Annotated in this window: 16 protein-coding genes; 1 reads left to right on the forward strand and 15 read right to left on the reverse strand. The window is 45.3% G+C overall.

Features of this window, described 5'->3' with window-relative positions; genetic code table 11:
- Nucleotides 1-106: 106 nt before the first annotated feature.
- The 3 genes from DESDI_RS15980 to modA form a co-directional block, all read right to left on the reverse strand.
- Entirely contained in the window at nt 107-772 is a 666-nt protein-coding gene (locus tag DESDI_RS15980) for an ATP-binding cassette domain-containing protein (protein ID WP_015263649.1), read from the reverse strand.
- Complete coding sequence (gene modB / locus DESDI_RS15985) at nt 772-1,461, reverse strand: molybdate ABC transporter permease subunit (protein WP_015263650.1); 690 nt, start codon at nt 1,459-1,461, stop codon at nt 772-774. Before modB ends, DESDI_RS15980 begins: the two co-directional genes overlap by 1 nt.
- Nucleotides 1,462-1,539: 78 nt before the next feature.
- Complete coding sequence (modA, locus tag DESDI_RS15990; protein ID WP_015263651.1) at nt 1,540-2,361, reverse strand: molybdate ABC transporter substrate-binding protein; 822 nt, start codon at nt 2,359-2,361, stop codon at nt 1,540-1,542.
- Nucleotides 2,362-2,698: 337 nt separating this feature from the next.
- Between modA and DESDI_RS15995 the strand changes: the two genes are divergently transcribed.
- Nucleotides 2,699-3,721 carry a substrate-binding domain-containing protein gene (locus DESDI_RS15995; RefSeq protein WP_015263652.1) on the forward strand — a complete coding sequence of 341 codons (1,023 nt, stop codon included), beginning with the start codon at nt 2,699-2,701 and terminating at the stop codon, nt 3,719-3,721.
- Nucleotides 3,722-3,808: 87 nt separating this feature from the next.
- Here the strand turns inward: DESDI_RS15995 and DESDI_RS16000 are convergent, their stop codons facing one another.
- The 12 genes from DESDI_RS16000 to DESDI_RS16060 form a co-directional block, all read right to left on the reverse strand.
- Complete coding sequence (locus DESDI_RS16000; protein ID WP_015263653.1) at nt 3,809-5,044, reverse strand: LL-diaminopimelate aminotransferase; 1,236 nt, start codon at nt 5,042-5,044, stop codon at nt 3,809-3,811.
- Between the two features lie 346 nt (nt 5,045-5,390).
- Nucleotides 5,391-6,707 (reverse strand): NAD(P)-dependent oxidoreductase, encoded by a 1,317-nt coding sequence (locus DESDI_RS16010; protein WP_015263654.1) that lies wholly within the window; start codon nt 6,705-6,707, stop codon nt 5,391-5,393.
- A gap of 248 nt (nt 6,708-6,955) precedes the next feature.
- On the reverse strand, nt 6,956-7,501 hold the full coding sequence (locus tag DESDI_RS16015) for an NADH peroxidase (RefSeq protein ID WP_015263655.1): 546 nt from the start codon (nt 7,499-7,501) through the stop codon (nt 6,956-6,958).
- A 207-nt stretch (nt 7,502-7,708) separates the two neighbouring features.
- Complete coding sequence (locus tag DESDI_RS16020; protein WP_015263656.1) at nt 7,709-8,650, reverse strand: selenium metabolism-associated LysR family transcriptional regulator; 942 nt, start codon at nt 8,648-8,650, stop codon at nt 7,709-7,711.
- A 377-nt stretch (nt 8,651-9,027) separates the two neighbouring features.
- Nucleotides 9,028-9,288, reverse strand: a complete 261-nt coding sequence (locus DESDI_RS16025) for a putative Se/S carrier protein (RefSeq protein ID WP_015263657.1) — start codon at nt 9,286-9,288, stop codon at nt 9,028-9,030.
- Between the two features lie 2 nt (nt 9,289-9,290).
- Entirely contained in the window at nt 9,291-10,421 is a 1,131-nt protein-coding gene (locus DESDI_RS16030) for an aminotransferase class V-fold PLP-dependent enzyme (RefSeq protein ID WP_015263658.1), read from the reverse strand.
- Nucleotides 10,422-10,427: 6 nt separating this feature from the next.
- Nucleotides 10,428-11,216 (reverse strand): acyl-CoA dehydratase activase, encoded by a 789-nt coding sequence (locus tag DESDI_RS16035; RefSeq protein ID WP_015263659.1) that lies wholly within the window; start codon nt 11,214-11,216, stop codon nt 10,428-10,430.
- Entirely contained in the window at nt 11,213-12,367 is a 1,155-nt protein-coding gene (locus DESDI_RS16040; RefSeq protein ID WP_015263660.1) for a double-cubane-cluster-containing anaerobic reductase, read from the reverse strand. Before DESDI_RS16040 ends, DESDI_RS16035 begins: the two co-directional genes overlap by 4 nt.
- Nucleotides 12,368-12,601: 234 nt before the next feature.
- Entirely contained in the window at nt 12,602-13,471 is an 870-nt protein-coding gene (locus DESDI_RS16045) for a dimethyl sulfoxide reductase anchor subunit family protein (RefSeq protein ID WP_015263661.1), read from the reverse strand.
- 2 nt (nt 13,472-13,473) lie between these two features.
- Nucleotides 13,474-14,016, reverse strand: a complete 543-nt coding sequence (locus tag DESDI_RS16050) for a DMSO/selenate family reductase complex B subunit (RefSeq protein WP_015263662.1) — start codon at nt 14,014-14,016, stop codon at nt 13,474-13,476.
- A gap of 16 nt (nt 14,017-14,032) precedes the next feature.
- Nucleotides 14,033-16,612 (reverse strand): molybdopterin-dependent oxidoreductase, encoded by a 2,580-nt coding sequence (locus DESDI_RS16055; RefSeq protein ID WP_015263663.1) that lies wholly within the window; start codon nt 16,610-16,612, stop codon nt 14,033-14,035.
- Between the two features lie 16 nt (nt 16,613-16,628).
- Nucleotides 16,629-17,330 (reverse strand): TorD/DmsD family molecular chaperone, encoded by a 702-nt coding sequence (locus tag DESDI_RS16060; RefSeq protein ID WP_015263664.1) that lies wholly within the window; start codon nt 17,328-17,330, stop codon nt 16,629-16,631.
- Nucleotides 17,331-17,361: the final 31 nt, after the last annotated feature.

Consider the following 17,361-nt stretch of genomic DNA (forward strand, 5'->3'; position numbering starts at 1 on the left):
CCTTTCCTTTCATATCTGTAATAGTGTATTGAAGCCTTCGGGGATGGGTGAGTGTTTAACAATAAAAAATGCCCCTTCTCCAAGATGGAGAAGAGGCATTGATGCATTAAAAAGATAAGTAAAACGGTTTAAGAACCTCCTGGACTCCCTTGTCAATCCGCAAAATCTGGCTGCCGAGGATCTCCGCTTCACGGGGATCGTGGGTGACCATAATGAAGGGAATCTGCCACTGTTGCTGAACTTTAAGCAGTTCTTGCTGCAGCAAGGCTCGGGTATCGGGATCCAGGGCGGAGAGGGATTCATCGAGAAGCAAAAGCTCCGGTTCTGTCATCAACGCCCGGGCTAAGGCCACCCGTTGCTTTTCTCCCCCAGATATCTGGCGGGGGAACCGTTGTCGTAGATGAGCAATCTGAAGAATCTCAAGTATTTCCGTGACGCCCATGGACTGGTGAGAAGCTAGAGTTTGCCTTGGTTTTCCGTAGAGAACGTTCTTTTCGATGGTCATATGGGGAAATAGAGCGTAATCCTGAAATACATAGCCAATTCGCCGTTTGCGCACAGGGAGATTAATGTTGCGCTCCGATGAAAAGATGGTCTTGTCATTAATTATGATTTCACCCTGAGAAGGGGTTTGCAGTCCGGCTAAGCACTGAAGCACCGTGGTCTTCCCCGCTCCGGAAGGACCGACGATGGCAAGGATATGATTGTCTACTGTAAAATCAACTTCTAGGGTAAAGGAAGGAAGCTTTCTTTGCAATTGTACTTTGACCATTACCCCACCCTCCCATCGGACTTGGCGTTCTCTTTTCCTTTGCCCCAATGATTGAGCCCAAAGATAACCAGAAAACTGAACAGCACCATAATGGAAACCAGAATCCAAGCTTCCCGCGTGTTGCCACTTTCGCTGGCGAAGTAAATGGCTAGGGGCATGGTCGAGGTCTTCCCAGGAATATTTCCGGCTAGCATGAGGGTGGCGCCAAATTCGCCGAGGGAGCGGGCAAAAGCCAGAACAAAGCCCGCCACTACACCGTTCCAAGCTAAGGGAATCGTAATCGTAAGGAAGACCCTCAACTCCCCGGCGCCAAGGGTCCGGGCAGCCCTTTCCAACTGTGGGTCCACACTTTCAATGGCCGCTTTCACAGATTGATACATCATAGGAAAAGAGACAACCGCCGCTGCAATGACAGCTCCCCAGATGCTGAAAACGACTGTCACCTGAAAAAGCTCAGCTAATAGCTTGCCGATGGGGGCATTCTTACCAAACATGTAAAGTAGAACAAAGCCAACCACCGAAGGGGGCAACACTAAAGGTAGCGTCAGCAGTGATTCCACAATGGTCTTCCCCGTAAACTGGCGCTTAGCCATGAGCGTGGCAATGGGAATAGCAAAGCAGACTACGATTAAAACCGCAGCTGCTGCAACCTTCACAGATAAAATTATAGGCGAAAAATCAAAATCCATCTCTTATTCCTTCAATTGATTTGATAGTTGACACATGATCTCAAGAGTTATTTGTTATAACTGATGCTCAATGCTCATCTATTTTCCAGCGATCTTAAATCCATATTTAAAAAATATATCCTGGGCTTCGGTGCTTTGCAAATAGGTCAAGAATGCTTCGGCTTCTGCTTTATGCTTAGTAGCAGAAACGATTCCTGCAGGATAAATAATGGGCTTATGACTATCGGCAGGAAAGGACTCTACAACTTTGGCTTTTGTTGATCTTTGAGCATCGGATTTGTAGACCACACCAGCTTCCGCATTACCGGTCTCGACGTAGTTTAACACTTGGCTCACATCTTTGGCCATAACAAATTTGGGTTGCAAGCTACCCCAAAGCTCCAAAGAAGTGAAGGCCTCTTTGGCATATTTTCCGGCCGGAACAGATTCCGGTGTGCCAATTCCGATCTGGACAACGCTGTCTTTACTTAAGCCTTGGATGGATTTAACCTCTGTATTATCTGCTCCTACCACAAGAACCAATTCATTGCCCAGCAAATTTACAACACTTTCTTTAATCATCAAGTTCTTTTCTATCAGTGCATCCACTTGGGATTTGCCAGCTGAAATAAAGAGATCGGCCGGTGCGCCTTCCTCAATTTGTTTCTGGAGGGTACCGGATCCGGCGTAATTAATAATAAGCTTAATCTGAGTATTTTTCCCTTCGTAGAGAGTTTGTAGGTCTCCCATGGAGTCCTTCAAACTAGCTGCTACGGAAATAGTAAGCTCTGTTGGTTTTTCTCGAGGGGCATTAGCCGCTCCATTAGAATCGCTGGTTCCACTACCACTGGCACCACAACCAACTAAGAGAAGTGGCAAAATCAAACTACCTATAACCATAGTTTTGAAGAATCGCTTCATCTTTTTTACCTCCTACGGTTATCAAAAAAACACTGAGCCTAGCAACCGATTTAAATCACATTCGAAATAAACAAAACACAACAAAACTCAATTGAATTAACCGATATTCTACTCGCTAAAGACAATTGCAGCAATTCCCAACTAACTAAACGGCACATAACTGAACTTCACCCACATTATATGGTATGTTATAATAAATATCAATAATAAACTGTTCGACAATAAACTGATCAAAGCAAATTCGCTTAACTGCACACATCTAAATGCTACTTAGGCTTTTATCAATAATCTGTAAATACTACTGCATGTTAATGCAGTAATGAGAGGGGAGCTTCCCTTGTCCAATGTCACATACACTCCGGAGGAAGTCGCGAATATCCTTAAAATTTCGAAGTTCACTGTCTACGAAATGATTAAACGCGGGGACCTAAGTGCCTATCGGATTGGTCGCAAGTTTCGCATCCAAAATTCCGATTTGGACGATTACATTCGTAAATCTAAAGGAGGTTATTTAGCACAGCCAGCTACAATGACTTCAGCGCAATCTCCAAGTAATCCTCAGGGTAGAACCGTTTCATCCACGGCATCTACTCCTAACGGACTCCCTATAACACCGACACACTCTAATAACGCCCGCCGCTCAGACCTTCAAGATGAAAGCCTAGTCATCTGTGGCCAGGATATCCTCTTGGATATTTTAACTCGCCATTTACAAAAACAATTTCCGCATATTAGTTTTCTCCGCGAATATAGCGGTAGCCTCGACGGACTGATAGCTCTTTACCATGGACAAGCTAATGTAGTGACGACTCACTTATGGGACAGCCATACAAACGAGTACAATCTCCCCTATGTTCGCTATCTTTTGCCCGGGTATCCTGCCAGCGTTGTGAATATTGTCTATCGTATGGAAGGATTCTATGTCGCCAAAGGCAATCCGAAGAAAATTCTCACCTGGAAGGATTTGGCCAGACCGGATATCCGCTTTGTCAACCGCGAACGGGGCTCCGGGGCACGGGTCCTTCTGGATGAACAGCTTCGCTTGGCCGATATCCTACACCAAAGAGTTCAAGGTTATGCCGATGAGGAGATGTCCCACATGGCCGTGGCCAGCCGTGTGGCCCGCGGGGAAGCGGATGTAGGTCTGGGAATTGAGAAGGCCGCTATGCAAGTCAGCTCCCTTGATTTTGTTCCTTTACATAAAGAACGTTATGATATGGTCATCCTTAAGGAAGATCTTGTGAAGCCTCACTTTCAGGCTTTATTGAGCATTTTAAAGTCCGAGAGCTTCCGCAACGAGGTGGCGGGAATCGGCGGATATGATATTTCCGATATGGGGCGGGTCATGGGGGAGGTTTAGACTCTGCTCGAAACAAAGCCAGTCCTCTAAACACTTAAGAGGACTGGCTTTAACATATTACCGGGCTATACAAAGGCTAACTCAATCTTACTTCATCCGAGTCTTAATCCGCTCAATGGCTTTTTCGGTATTTTCGCGAGTGCCGAAGGCGGTAAGGCGGAAGTATCCTTCGCCATTGGCCCCAAAGCCTGCGCCTGGGGTACCTACCACGTGAGCTTCAGTCATAAGCTTATCGAAGAATTCCCATGAACCCATATTGCGGGGAGTTTTCATCCAAATATAGGGTGCATTGACGCCGCCAAAGACTTTAAATCCAGCTTCCTTCAGCCCTTCACGGATGATGCGGGCATTTTCCATGTAGTAATCTATGGTTGCTCGGATCTGCTTCTTCCCTTCTTCAGAATACACTGCGGCGGCGGCGGCTTGGACGGGATAGGATACCCCATTGAATTTAGTAGTCTGTCTTCTCAACCAGAGCTTGTTGAGGCTATGCCCTTGGCCTTGGGAATCATAGACGAGGATATCTTTGGGCACCACAGTATAGGCACAACGTGTTCCAGTAAAGCCTGCAGTCTTGGAAAAGCTACGAAATTCTACGGCGACTTGGCGAGCGCCTTCGACTTCGTAAATACTGCGTGGAACATCTTCCTCACGAATAAAGGCTTCATAGGCTGAGTCGAAGAGAATGATTGCTTTATTCTCTCGTGCATAATCTACCCAGACCTTCAATTCTTCTTTAGTCAAGGTCATCCCTGTTGGGTTGTTGGGAAAACAAAGATAGATCATATCCACGTGAGTGGTTGGCAGAGCGGGTTTCATATCTTTTTCCTCGATACAAGGAAGATAGACGATTTTACCATACTGCCCTTTCTCCGTATCGTACATACCGGTTCGTCCGGCCATGACATTGCTGTCCACATACACAGGATAGACAGGATCCGTTACCGCCATGATATTATCCATGCCAAATATCTCTTGAAAATTAGCTGTATCGCTTTTAGCACCATCGCTGACGAATACTTCATCCATACCGAGTTCGATTCCTCGTGGAGCATAGTCATTGGAGATGATTTTTTCTATAAGGAAATCGTAGCCTTGCTCAGGACCATATCCTCTGAAGGTCCCTGCATTACCCATCTCATCCACAGCCTTTTTCATCGCTTCCACGACGGCCGGAGCTAGTGGCTTGGTGACGTCGCCGATTCCTAAGCGAATGATATCTGCATCAGGGCTCTGACTCTTAAATTCATTGACCCTACGTGCAATTTCTGAAAAAAGATAACTTCCCGGTAGTTTTAAGTAGTTTTCATTAATATGTGCCATGATTCTAGTCCCCCTTCCAAAGTAAACCCCGAAGGTATGCCTCCGCACTTGTTGCTCCGCCGACCTTCACTTCATTCTGCATCATAAGACTAAGACGTTGGTTGCCTATACAAAGTAAATTACCTATCTCTGCGTTAATTATGTATTGCTTTAAATTATAGTATTTCTCTCCACCCTTTTGCAACTTTGATTAGCGTCTTTTTTAATGTTTCATAACCTGGCTCAAGCCAAATCCTTAGGCAAAGACAACTGGCCCTGTTGCCAAAGGGGAAAAATGCTTGATATCGAATGGGTTGCACTCTTCTCAAGCATTTTATTGAATTGGCTTTTACCTACGGGTCAACCTCTATTTCGCCGTCATGACCCTCTTCCTTAAAAGATAAGCATGCATTTCGATGGCAATACGCCTTCCCTCACCCATAGCCTTTACCACTGTGGCTGGGCCGTGGACCACATCACCGGCCGCAAAAACGCCTTCACGAGTTGTCATGCCGTGATCATTGCAAAGGAGCAAACCCTGCTTATCAATCTGAAAGCCTTCTGAAGTCGTTACAATCCGGGCATAGGGTCTTTGACCAATGGCAAAAATGACTTTATCCGCTGGTAAGACAAAGCCTTCTTCGGGTTTTATGGCCACCTTGCCCTCGTCAGTCACCATTGTTTGAGCACAGGCTATGCCTGTCACATTGCCCTCCCCAAGAATCTCTTGCGGGGCAGCATAGGTGCGAATCTTAACTCCATCAGCTATGGCCTCATCCCGTTCAATATCACGGGCCGCCATCTTATTGAGGCCTCTGCGGGCAAGAACAGTGACGTCAGCTCCCATGCGACTGGAAGAACGAGCAGCATCCATGGCCACATTACCTGCGCCGATTACTACGACCCTTTCGCCTTTCTCGATAGGCAGTTCGCTTTCCGGTAATTGCCCTAGGTTAAACAAATTCGTGGTTTGAAGGACATAAAGTGCAGATATAACACCTTCTAAGTCATCCCCTGGAATATCTAAGGTACGAGGCAATCCCGCTCCAGTGCCGATAAAAACAGCTTGATAACCACTCGCCAAAAGATCATCTAGGAGTAGATGTTCCCCAACTAAAGTATTGAGCTTGAATTCTACACCCAAATTTTTAATCTTTTCGATATCACGGCGAACGACATCTTTGGGCAAGCGATATTCCGGAATGCCATGAAGAAGAACTCCGCCAGGCTCAGCTTCACCCTCAAATACGGCCACCGAATATCCCAACTGGGCAAGTTGAACAGCAGCTGCCAATCCTGCCGGCCCTGAGCCAATGACGGCAATAGCACCCATGGTCGCAGTAACTTTAGGAAATTCCACCTCTTTAGCGTTATCGGCTACAAACTGCTCCAGCTTCCCAATGCGAATGGCTTTTCCTTTACGAGCTAAGATACAGCTAGCCTCACACTGCTTCTCCTGCGGGCATACGCGACCACAAACAGCCGGCAAATAGCTATGACGATAAATTGCCTCAAGACCTTGGGCATAGTCTCCCTCTTTTAAGGCTTTTATAAATTGCGGTATAGCATTATACACAGGGCAGCCTTGACGGCATAAAGGCTTTTTGCACTGAAGACAACGCGAAGCCTCAGCGAGAGCTTCTTCTTTACTAAACTCAGACTCAAATTTCATCATGTTACTCACCTTTATTCCCCCTCACACTCTCGATAGAGTTTGTTCTTTTTGTGTTTTACTGATTGAAACATCAGTAAAATTTAACTCTGATTATAGCATAGAAATCTTGACTAGAGTGTGTATACATGCATAGCAGAGGTCAGTAAATTATTGGAAATTCACGTGAGGAGGAAAGATAAAAAAAGGGAGACAAGGCAAATGCTCTAGTCATTACCTTGTCTCCTACGAAATCAGGGAGTACGTGATGGAAAAAGATCTTATTTAAAGTAACGGTTGAGAAGTCCTAAGAAAGCCTTGCCGTGGCGTGCTTCATCTTTGCACATCTCATGAACGGTATCATGGATAGCGTCTAAGTTAAGCTTCTTAGCCAAGGTTGCGAGATCTTTCTTGCCTTGAGTTGCACCATATTCAGCTTCAACTCTCATCTCGAGGTTTTTCTTGGTATCTGCTACCACGACTTCACCTAAGAGCTCAGCGAATTTCGCTGCATGCTCAGCTTCTTCGAAAGCAATGCGCTTGTAAGCTTCTGCAACTTCAGGGAAGCCTTCGCGGTCAGCTTGACGGCTCATAGCCAAGTACATACCTACTTCTGTACATTCACCCATGAAGTTTGCTCTTAGGCCTTCGATAACTTCAGGATCAACCCCTTCAGCGATACCGATTCTATGCTCATCAGCCCATTGAAGATTTCCTTCGGTTTTTTCAATGAACTTTTCTTTACCTACTTTACATTGTGGACATTGATCAGGAGCTTCATTTCCCTCATAAATATAACCACAAACCGCACATACAAACTTTTTCATCTTTCGATTCTCTCCTTTTATATTACATTTTTTAAAATGGTGAGCTACGTTGCGTCGCTCTCTATGTTTATTATTATATTAGAATTATTCTAAATGTCAATACCTTTTACTTTGCTTTTCTTATATTATTTTAAGGTATAGATTTATGCGCGGTGAAACTACGTTTCCCATCTGAAGCCTACCGTCTTGGTAGGCTTTTCTACAAATTCATATTGATTGGTCAGTCTTTTTGTTGCCGAGTAAAACGGTTTCTTTATTCTGATAGAATTGGATAATATGCCTTTGAAACGCTGCCGCACAAGGTGACAAGGTTCTATTTTTGTGCGTGGCCAAATAAAAATTTCTTTTCATTTTTAATCCCTCTACGGCGTATGCCTTTACCCATCCGAATTTTAAATAATCCTTTACACTCAGGGAAGACATGACAGACACACCCATTCCCTCTCGAACAGCCTGTTTAATGGACTCCATAGTGTTCATCTCAGCTACTTTTGGGAGGTGATCGGGGTTGATACCTTTTTCTTTCAGTGCCGTCTCAAATGTCGTCCTTGTCCCTGAACCTTGCTCCCGAACAATAAATTTCATACCCATCAGGCTTTCAAGTGATATTATTTGTTCTTTCGTAGTCTCTCCGTCAACATTTTGAGCTATTAAGACCAGTTTATCTCCGGTCAATTTTTGATAAACTAGATTATTCTCATCTAAGCGTGCTCCAACAATGCCGATTTGATATTTCATTTCCAGAAGTGCATTGGTGACTTCCTGGGTATCACTTTTGTGGATAATAAAGCTAACACCTGGATATTTTTTTTGAAAACTTTTCATAGGGCTAGGTAGTAGATATTGGCTTGGGATAGAAGAAGTAGCTATTTCCAGCCTTCCTCCGATTTCTTTATTTTTATTTATTGAAAAAATTGCACTTTCTCTGATCTCCAGCATTTTGAGCGCGTAGCTGTAGAAAATTTCTGCTGTTTCTGTAGGGATGATCTGACGACTGGAACGATCAAATAATTTGATTCCCAGCTCATCTTCCAAGCAGCTGATATGGTTGCTGATTGTAGGTTGAGATAGATATAACGCCTCTCCCGCTCGGGAGAAATTCCGCAAGCGGTAAACTTGAATGAAAACCTCGATTTGCCGAAAATCCATGATTTCCCCTCTTATTCTGATTATTTTCCACTTCTAATCGCAATGCCTTCAATTGACCCACGAGCATCTAGCTTCATGACGAATCTCTAGCTTTCCATTCTCCACCTACCGCGCAAGTCCCTTTTTATTTTATCATATCCACTATCGACAAATTCCTTTTTAGTGTACATCTATACATTTCATTTCAGCTGTTTACCAATACCCGACGATTCCAACGCCCATCTTGTACGCGCCCTAATAACTAAGCCGATGCGACAAACTAAAAAGCAGGAATCTAGCGATACCATCGTATCTCTAGGTTCCTGCTTATATAACGCTCTCTATTTTATGTGTTCATGTTCTCGAACTTTTCCCAAGTTCTCAAGGAGTTCGCGACTCTACCTGTCGAAGATTTCACTGTAAACATATCCTCTATCCTTCTCAGCTCTTGAATAAAGGTCAAATTCTTCAACTCTCTTATCCGATAGAATTTGCAGAGCCGCTCCGAGTTCCTCCGAGGGTATGCGAAGAGCGATACCGCAGCCGGCCCTAATCTGCGACGGAAGGGGCATGACTTTCACATGCAGCTTTTCACCAAGCAGATGGCGCTCCGATTGTATAGCCAGGTTTGTGCTCTTAAATGTAATGACATATTCCATTTTTAATTGCCGCAAGCTCTCGCTATGTTTTGAAGCGCTGCTATCCCTTCTTCAATTTCCTCCTCGGTATTAAAATAAGAGAATGAGAACCTGACGATTCCTGTTTCGACCGTTCTGAACCTTTTGTGAAGAAGGGGAGCGCAATGGCTTCCGGCCCGTGTTGCAATACCGTATTTCTCCCAAAGAAGCCCTGACAGATCCGAAGCCGGCATCTCTCCAATATTTAAAGCTACGACCGGCAGCCTGTAAGAACTGGAAAATTCCCCATAAAGTCTTACGTCTTGTATTTGCTTTAGTCCATCCAGAAATAACTGAGTCAATTGCCTTTCTCTTCTGTGGATTTCTTCTATACCCGTATAATTTATAAACTGAACACCTTTCTGCAGCCCGTAAATTCCATGGCCATTGAGTGTACCGGCCTCAAAAATGTCGGGCATGACATTTTGTTGGAACATCTCGAAGCTGTGAACACCCGCTCCGCCTGTTTTGACAATATCAAAAGGCAGACTGTCGTTGACAATGACGCCTCCCGTACCCTGGGGCCCAAATAGCCCTTTGTGACCCGTAAAGCATAAAACATCGGCCATGTCCGCTGTGACCGGAATTAACCCCAAGGTCTGGGAAACATCCAAAATCATGATTATGTTATTCTCTTTACATAGGGTATACAGCCTTTTGACATCCGTAATATTGCCAGTGACATTTGACCCATGAGTACAAACTAAGTACCGTGTTTCAGGTTTGATCAGACTCTCTAACTCATTAAGTAACAAAACGCCATGATCATCGCAGTCGATAAAGTCCAACTGGCACCCTTTGAGGTATAGAGGCCTTAACACCGAATTGTGCTCCGTCACGGTGGTCAGAACGACATCATCAGGTTTCACGAGGCCGCCAATCACTAAATTAAGACTCTCGGTGGAGGAAGACGTAAAGGCTACATTCAGAGGATTATCCGAGCAGACTAACTCTGCTATTTCTGCTCTGGTATTATATATTTCCCGACTTGCCATCATAGCGGCTTCATAAAACGAACGGCTAGCATTGCCAAAATGATTGATGGCGTATGCTACTGCTTCACTAACCTCTGGCGGCTTTATAAGGGTAGTCGCGCTGTTGTCAAAATAAATCAAAGCTCATCACCCTCCGCATCCATTTTCTTTTTTAGCGGCAAAGACACAGGCTCCAATGGCACCAGCATATAAGGCATAGTCACAGGATTTAACCTCATAGCCGATAAATTGGGCTATAGTCTCGATAATCAACCCTGATCTAGACAGTCCACCGGTCATCAAGATAGATTTGTCTGCTGCAAATTCGATTCTTCCTGCCTGTTGCTGTATTTTCCGCGCAATGGACTGCAGAACCCCGGCCATGATTTGAGCCCGGTCCTTTTGCATGGCTAATAGCCCAATGATCTCTGATTCAGCAAAAACCGTGCACATACTATTGATAGAAACTGCCTCGTTTCGATCTGTAAAATCATCGATTTTATCCATAGGGACCTCGAGGATATCGCAAGCCATTTTCAAAAAACGTCCTGTTCCAGCGGCGCATTTATCGTTCATCAGGAAGTTAATGGGCTTACCCTTATGAATCTGGATCACCTTACTATCCTGCCCGCCAATATCAATAATTCCTTGAATATCGGGCATCAGATGCACTCCGCCTAAAGCATGACAGGTAATCTCCGTTATCGTATGATCCGCAAAATCAATGGCTTCCCGACCGTATCCCGTGGCTGCAATACTGAGTTCTGCGCTGTCTAGGTCATTTCTTCCCTTCAAAATCCCCATGCTTTCCTCTGCAGAAGCCTGGGGATTCCACCCGGTTCTTATGACCAGAGCATCAATAATCCTGCCCTCGGACATCAGCACGGATTTACAGGTTGTTGAACCTGAATCTATACCGATAAAGAATCTTTTCATGAAAGCATTTCGATAAACGCAGCTAGCCTGGTTTTGAGCTGAGCAACGTCTGAAGTAGAGTAATCGGTCTCCATGCTGATAAAGGGCATATCTTCCTTCTTCAGGTGCTTTCTAATTATGGTTGTCTCCAGATTGTAGGTATGGCAGGCTTGGAGAGTCATTTCCACAACCCCATCCACCTTGAATTCCTTGACAAGACGGGACAGCAGCTCCAGGCGGTTATTATTCGGGGTCATAACAGAGCAGCCGATCTGCAGATACCGGTCGGCAATAGCTCGGTATGGATCGATAGTTTCGTCCACCAGACGCTCGATAGGCTTGATTCCGATACAGTTTTCATAAGCCACGACCACGCCACCAGATTCCTCGATAGCTTTGACGATCTTCTCGGTGACTCCAGCCAGAGGACAGCCAGTAATCAAGATTCTCTTGGCGGACCCAGAGACATTCTCGACTCCATTGGCCTGATCCGCCTTTATTTTATCAATGATGTCTCTGATCTCCTGGATCTTGGCCTCCTGGTCAAATTTAAACTGAGAGCCGTAGAGGACTTTAAGCTGCTCCGCACCCGTAATCGGAGGTGGGCAAGCTTTGCTGAGCTCATAGAATTCTTTTAAAACTTTACGTTCCTCATTTTTTATCTTAATTGCCTTTTTGATATTCTCATCGGTGATGGTCACTCCGAAATCCTGCTCGATTCTTTCCTTGAGGCGCAGAACTTCCTTATACCATAGTTCTTTGGAAGCTTCATCATTTTGAGTCTGAGGAAGCTGCATAACATGGAGGTTTTTGATTTCCTCTAAAAGCTCGTACATTTTCTTCTTGCCATCACAAGTGGTTTCACCAATCATCAGATCGGAAAAATACATGTAAGGACATTTATCGGTGATGGCAAAGCCATAACTGGATTTGACTAAGGGACAAAGATTCCGAGGCAGTACTTTTTCTGCTTCAGGTATAGTTTCGTCACTAAAGGCACAAAGTCCGATGGGCACAGCTCCCGCAGCTAGAATGAGCTCCAACGGGGCATAGGTGCAGAATACTCCTGCCACTTTTTTGCCCTGCTCTTTTAAATTCTTGACCGCAATAAAGCCCTGCTTCCGCGCATCCCCAAAGCTATCAAATTGGCTTGGTAGCTGAATCTCACTCATTTTCGGACCGCCTTTCAATAAATAATTTATTTTTTTCTTCACTACTTTATAATAGGGCGGTAACTTTTTTTACACAAATAGGGATTATTGATAGACGTCGTGGTATCTATATCAAATGCTTATCAATACCCCGTATGGACTCTTATCAACTCTATTTAAATCCCAAAAAAGATGGACTTCCGAGCCTCACAGCTCAAAAGTCCATCTTAAGGGGGTAATAAAAGATTTAGTTTTTTAGGTTCCAATCATCGGAGATACACCCATAGCATAGAAGAGATAGCGTCCGAGGAGTTCTCCAGCGATCACTAAGGCTAACGCTAGATAAACAGTACCCGCAGCAAGAGGTTTACCTTGAGATCCTTTATTGAGGGCTACTACCAATAACACTGCGCCCACTACAGAAAGGATTCCTCGACCTGCAAGCACACCCATGCTTCCGGTTAAGATTTGAGCAGAAGCTTCTGCTGTACTTCCCCCTCCCTTTAAACCAGAGATAAAGACGGGAAGATAAGCTAGTGGTAAAACTATTGCAGCTGCAGCGAGGTATGACATGTTCTTTAAGCTTTTTAAGAGATCCCCTGAGGATCCTTTAAATCCGTAAACGATAACACCAGTCGCACCTAACACACCCATGGCTAAGGTAGCACCAAAGAAGGCAATATAGGTGTTCGCATCATCCCAAGCAGGGCGAATGGAGGAACTGTATATACTTGCCATGCTGAACACTGCCGCTAAACCAGCAAGGACAGCAATCCATCCTAGAGCATTGCTTTCCTTACCCTTGCGAGATAACCACCAAAAGGCGAACCAGAGCACGAGGAATCCACCGGCCGTCAGGATCTCCCGGCTCAGCCAGGAGGATCCGAGGTTGAAGATGGAGCGTGGAGCTCCTAGGGGGTCCCCTAAGTGGAACACGGAGAAGAGTAGCGCGAGTACTGTGAGGGGACCTACTATAGTAAATCCACCGTTGATGGCTTTAGAGACCTGGGAATCGCGGCTGCCCACGCTGGCTTTAACCAGCATAAGGACGATAAACATACCGATAGCTAGCTGACAGAGTAAGGTAAAGGTCATTAAGGGCCATTCTTCAGCAAAGATGTGCATAGTTACGCCTCCTTAACCTTAATTACGATATTTGGCATAGTTGCATTGGAACTAGGAAGCGCGGGGGCATCGGCATTCTGACCATATTTCTGACGGAGCTCGTCAATATCACCATAATCTAAGCATCTCATAACACAAGAATCCACACAGGCAGGGTTTTCCCCTTTAGCCAATAGGTCAGCACACATGTCGCATTTACCAATCTTGCCGACCTCCTCCTTGTATTGAGGAGCGCCGTAAGGGCAGGACCAGGTGCAAAGGCGGCAGCCGATACACTTATCATAGTGATGAATAACGAGGCCATCCTCTTTACGTTTCTCAAGAGCACCGGTAGGGCAGTTAGCGACGCACTTCGGTTCATCACAATGATTACAGCTCATGGAGATATGGAGACGACGGGGGTTCGGGTACTTGCCCGTCTCTACATCATAGACCTTCCGGTAGAGAACACCGATTTCTAGATCATTCTTATCTTTACAGGCTACTTGACAGCCTTTGCATCCGATGCAGGTGGTTTGGTCATAGTAAAATCCTTTTTGTGCCAAGGTCACTCACTCCTTTCTATAAAACGATCCGTTGTGGCCATTTGACGTCTTCTGTTAAGGGCTCTCCATCCCATTTTTCCACTTGGCAGATGGTGGAGTTCCAAGCACCAATCCCTTGTCCAGTAGGAATAGGACCGGTCAGAATATTGTCAGAGCCTGCTTTATCCACTTGGGTCTTCTCATCGATCTCCACCCATGCTCCATGAGGCAAACCAACAACCCCTGGGGCAATCCATTCAACCACATGGGCAGGACGCAGGGTCTTTCCATGCTTGCTGGAAATCAGCACAGTATCTCCTTCTTTGATGCCTCTCTCTTCTGCATCCTTAGCAGCCAAGAATACTGGATTTGGCCAGGCTTCTCTCAGCCAGGTAACGTTATCGAAAATACTGTGAGAGCGTCTCAAATAGTGAGGATTGATGACTTGGAGTGGGAAATCACCTTTAGTTTTATTTTTGAAATCCTTAAAGGTTGCTTCATAGCCTTCTTGAGCCGGATTATAGGTGGGAATGGGGCGGATTTCAGTGAATCCTTTACCGTTAACGAAGTCTACTAACGCTTGGCAGTGGATCTCTAACTTGCCGCTGGCTGTTTTTAGCGGATTCGCTACAGGATCCTTAACAAAGCTCTCATAGGCGATAAATCCTAGGTTATCCCCTGGTTTACGCTCAACTTGGTACATTCCCTTGGTCTTCAGTTCTTGGTAAGATATTCGACCTTGTTGAGGAGTTCCCTTCGCGCCGATTTCCTGAATATCTGCCTCAGTCAAGGTGACTAAAGGCTCCATGGTCTTGCCATCAGCAGCGACGACCTTTGCTCCCGATACTTGGTTATAGAACATTTGCTTTTCGTCGATGGGTAGAATCTTGTTAGCATCCAATCCCATCTTTTCAGCTAATTCATAGGCGATACGAATATCACTCTTAGCTTCATACAGGGGGTCTGTCATTTGACGCCAGAAAATCAAGGTCTCTCGATTAGAGAAGCCTCCGAATCCACCGATCTTTTCCCATTCTGTAGTTACAGGGAGCACCACGTCAGCGAACTTACTATTCGTGGTTAAGAAATGACTGGTGGAAAGAACAAACTCCACATGACGATGGGCTTCGATTCCTTTGGTTTGTCCAGAACGAGTTTGGAGATGGGCTTCTGGACCATGGTATATCATTTGGATATTGACATCACGGACATCATTTTTTCCAGCGACATACTTACCATCGAGGATAGCCAGCCACATTTCATTATCGTTGATGGTTTCTTTAATGGGGTTGGGAACAGGGGGTAATCCATTGCCTCCAGCTGTAACCAGCCAAGTTCCACCATTAGCGGTAGAATAGTGGCAGCTTACTCCGGTCATCGCTCCGGATTTACCGATGTTACCTGTCATAGCTCCAAAGGTCATAAACATGTGCGGCCAAGAGTCGGAGTTATGAGTACGAGCAGGACCCCAAGCAGTTAATAGGGCCACACGCTCAGTCTTAGCAATCCTTAGAGCCAATTCACGAATCTTATCAGCTGATATACCACAAAGTTCTGCCGCCCATTCGGCTGTTTTAGGAATATTGTCATAGGTACCGAGAACATAATCCTTGAAGTTCTCCTTAGGGTCGGCACCTTCAGGCATATGATCAGTGTCAAAGCCAACAGTATATTTATTCAAGAAATCCCAGTCAATCAGAGGATTCGTGGTAGGATTATCTTCTACGAGGAGAGTATGGGCCATTCCTAAGAACAGGGCGTGGTCTGTAGTGGGCATAATGGGAAGCCAGTCGGCATCCAGTAATTCCACTGTATCGGAATAAATGGGATCGAGGAAAACGAATTCCGCTCCCGCCTTTTTCGCTTGGAGATAATGGTAGGTTGGATTACCAGCAGCACTCCAGGAAGAGTTACCTCCGACGATCACGACCAGCTGTGAATTACGCAGATCCATTCGGTCATTGATGCTTTGCTCAAAGAAGCCTTCGGCCATACCGAACTTTTCAGGACCCCAACGCCAGGAACCCCAAGAACTGGTTCCCCAAGAACCGATATAACCACCCGCTAAGTTGAGCACTCGACCGAAGTCCCCTGCATTAGAGGCAAAGATACTGCGGTTTCCATATTGATCCTTAATGCGGTTAATTTCACTGGCGACGATTTCATAGGCCTCATCCCAAGAAATACGAACCCACTCATCTTTACCACGCAGTTCCTTTTTGCCGCCGCCTGGCTCCCAATTCTTCCGCTTCATGGGATATTTAAGGCGATCAGCACCAAAGACTTGCATACGCTGGGAACGGCCACGGTTACATCCTCTTTGCTGAGGATAATCCGGTGTATCCTGGTGAGTATCATCTGTCTTTTGACGAACCACGACGCCCTCTACCACATAGGCCTTGTTTGAGCAACGACCTCCACAGTTATGCCAGCAGGCGACAGGTACCCATTCCCCTTCTTTTCCAGCCAAATGAGCCGAAGCTGTGGTGGAATCTACAGACGTCAGTCCGCACCCAGTCAAAGTAACTGCTGCTCCAGCTGTCACAGTTGCTGTCAATCCCAAAAACTTTCTTCTGTTCATGGTGTAATTTTTTGCTTTTTCAATGAGATTAGCCACCTTTTTCACCTCCAAATTATTTAACACATCGAGTTATATCCAAAAGCTCCCCCAGAGCCTCTAGATCCAAGGCGAGATATCCTTTTAGAATCTTGGCGATTCCAGGATAAAAACTGAACTTGGCACTTTCATTTATTCTTAAGGTCAACTCTGGAACCCACTTCAATAGATGGTTTTCTAAAAAGTCCTTTTGATCTGAAAAAATCTCTTCTAACTCATCCAGCTTTTCCTCAGCCATAACACCCTTTGAGCGTACCGTCAGCTGATACATAAAATCCAGTTCCAAGCCAAGATGGTCGTCTGCTTCCTGCATAAAATGCTTGGGTAGAAGATGATACTTCAGATAGTCTCGTCTGACCTGGAGGGTTTGCTCTTGAAAAAGCAGCCGCTCCTTGTGCAGATAGGCAGATTCCCATAAGGGAGCCGGCAATCGATCTGGACCGATAAACATACGGGTATAGTCCCCGTGTAAGGAATCAAGAACCTCTGAACTTGTTAAGTCCTTCTCTTGCATAAAGGCTAGAAGTTGGTTCACTCCCTGAGCAATCTCTTCATGATCCTCTTGGAATGGAAAGCTCTCAAAATGACCACCCTCCTTGAGAAAAGAAAGAAATTCAGGGTTCGGTTCTTGGAGAAAAGCCCTTCTTAGAAAATCATAGAGGAAGATTCGCGTATCGAGTAAAGGTTCAATCTGTGTTATTGAGTTTTCTTTAATCATTTTTTACACCGCCTTTACAAACTCATTATTT

Source organism: Desulfitobacterium dichloroeliminans LMG P-21439 (assembly GCF_000243135.2).
Taxonomy (GTDB): domain Bacteria; phylum Bacillota; class Desulfitobacteriia; order Desulfitobacteriales; family Desulfitobacteriaceae; genus Desulfitobacterium; species Desulfitobacterium dichloroeliminans.

What these genes read in the sequence shown, in the direction of transcription:
- DESDI_RS15980 (WP_015263649.1), bottom strand. Translation starts at nt 772, where the DNA reads ATGGTCAAAGTACAATTGCAAAGAAAGCTTCCTTCCTTTACCCTAGAA.
- modB (WP_015263650.1), bottom strand. Translation starts at nt 1,461, where the DNA reads ATGGATTTTGATTTTTCGCCTATAATTTTATCTGTGAAGGTTGCAGCA.
- modA (WP_015263651.1), bottom strand. Translation starts at nt 2,361, where the DNA reads ATGAAGCGATTCTTCAAAACTATGGTTATAGGTAGTTTGATTTTGCCA.
- DESDI_RS16000 (WP_015263653.1), bottom strand. Translation starts at nt 5,044, where the DNA reads ATGGCACATATTAATGAAAACTACTTAAAACTACCGGGAAGTTATCTT.
- DESDI_RS16015 (WP_015263655.1), bottom strand. Translation starts at nt 7,501, where the DNA reads ATGAAAAAGTTTGTATGTGCGGTTTGTGGTTATATTTATGAGGGAAAT.
- DESDI_RS16020 (WP_015263656.1), bottom strand. Translation starts at nt 8,650, where the DNA reads ATGGATTTTCGGCAAATCGAGGTTTTCATTCAAGTTTACCGCTTGCGG.
- DESDI_RS16025 (WP_015263657.1), bottom strand. Translation starts at nt 9,288, where the DNA reads ATGGAATATGTCATTACATTTAAGAGCACAAACCTGGCTATACAATCG.
- DESDI_RS16035 (WP_015263659.1), bottom strand. Translation starts at nt 11,216, where the DNA reads ATGAAAAGATTCTTTATCGGTATAGATTCAGGTTCAACAACCTGTAAA.
- DESDI_RS16040 (WP_015263660.1), bottom strand. Translation starts at nt 12,367, where the DNA reads ATGAGTGAGATTCAGCTACCAAGCCAATTTGATAGCTTTGGGGATGCG.
- DESDI_RS16045 (WP_015263661.1), bottom strand. Translation starts at nt 13,471, where the DNA reads ATGCACATCTTTGCTGAAGAATGGCCCTTAATGACCTTTACCTTACTC.
- DESDI_RS16060 (WP_015263664.1), bottom strand. Translation starts at nt 17,330, where the DNA reads ATGATTAAAGAAAACTCAATAACACAGATTGAACCTTTACTCGATACG.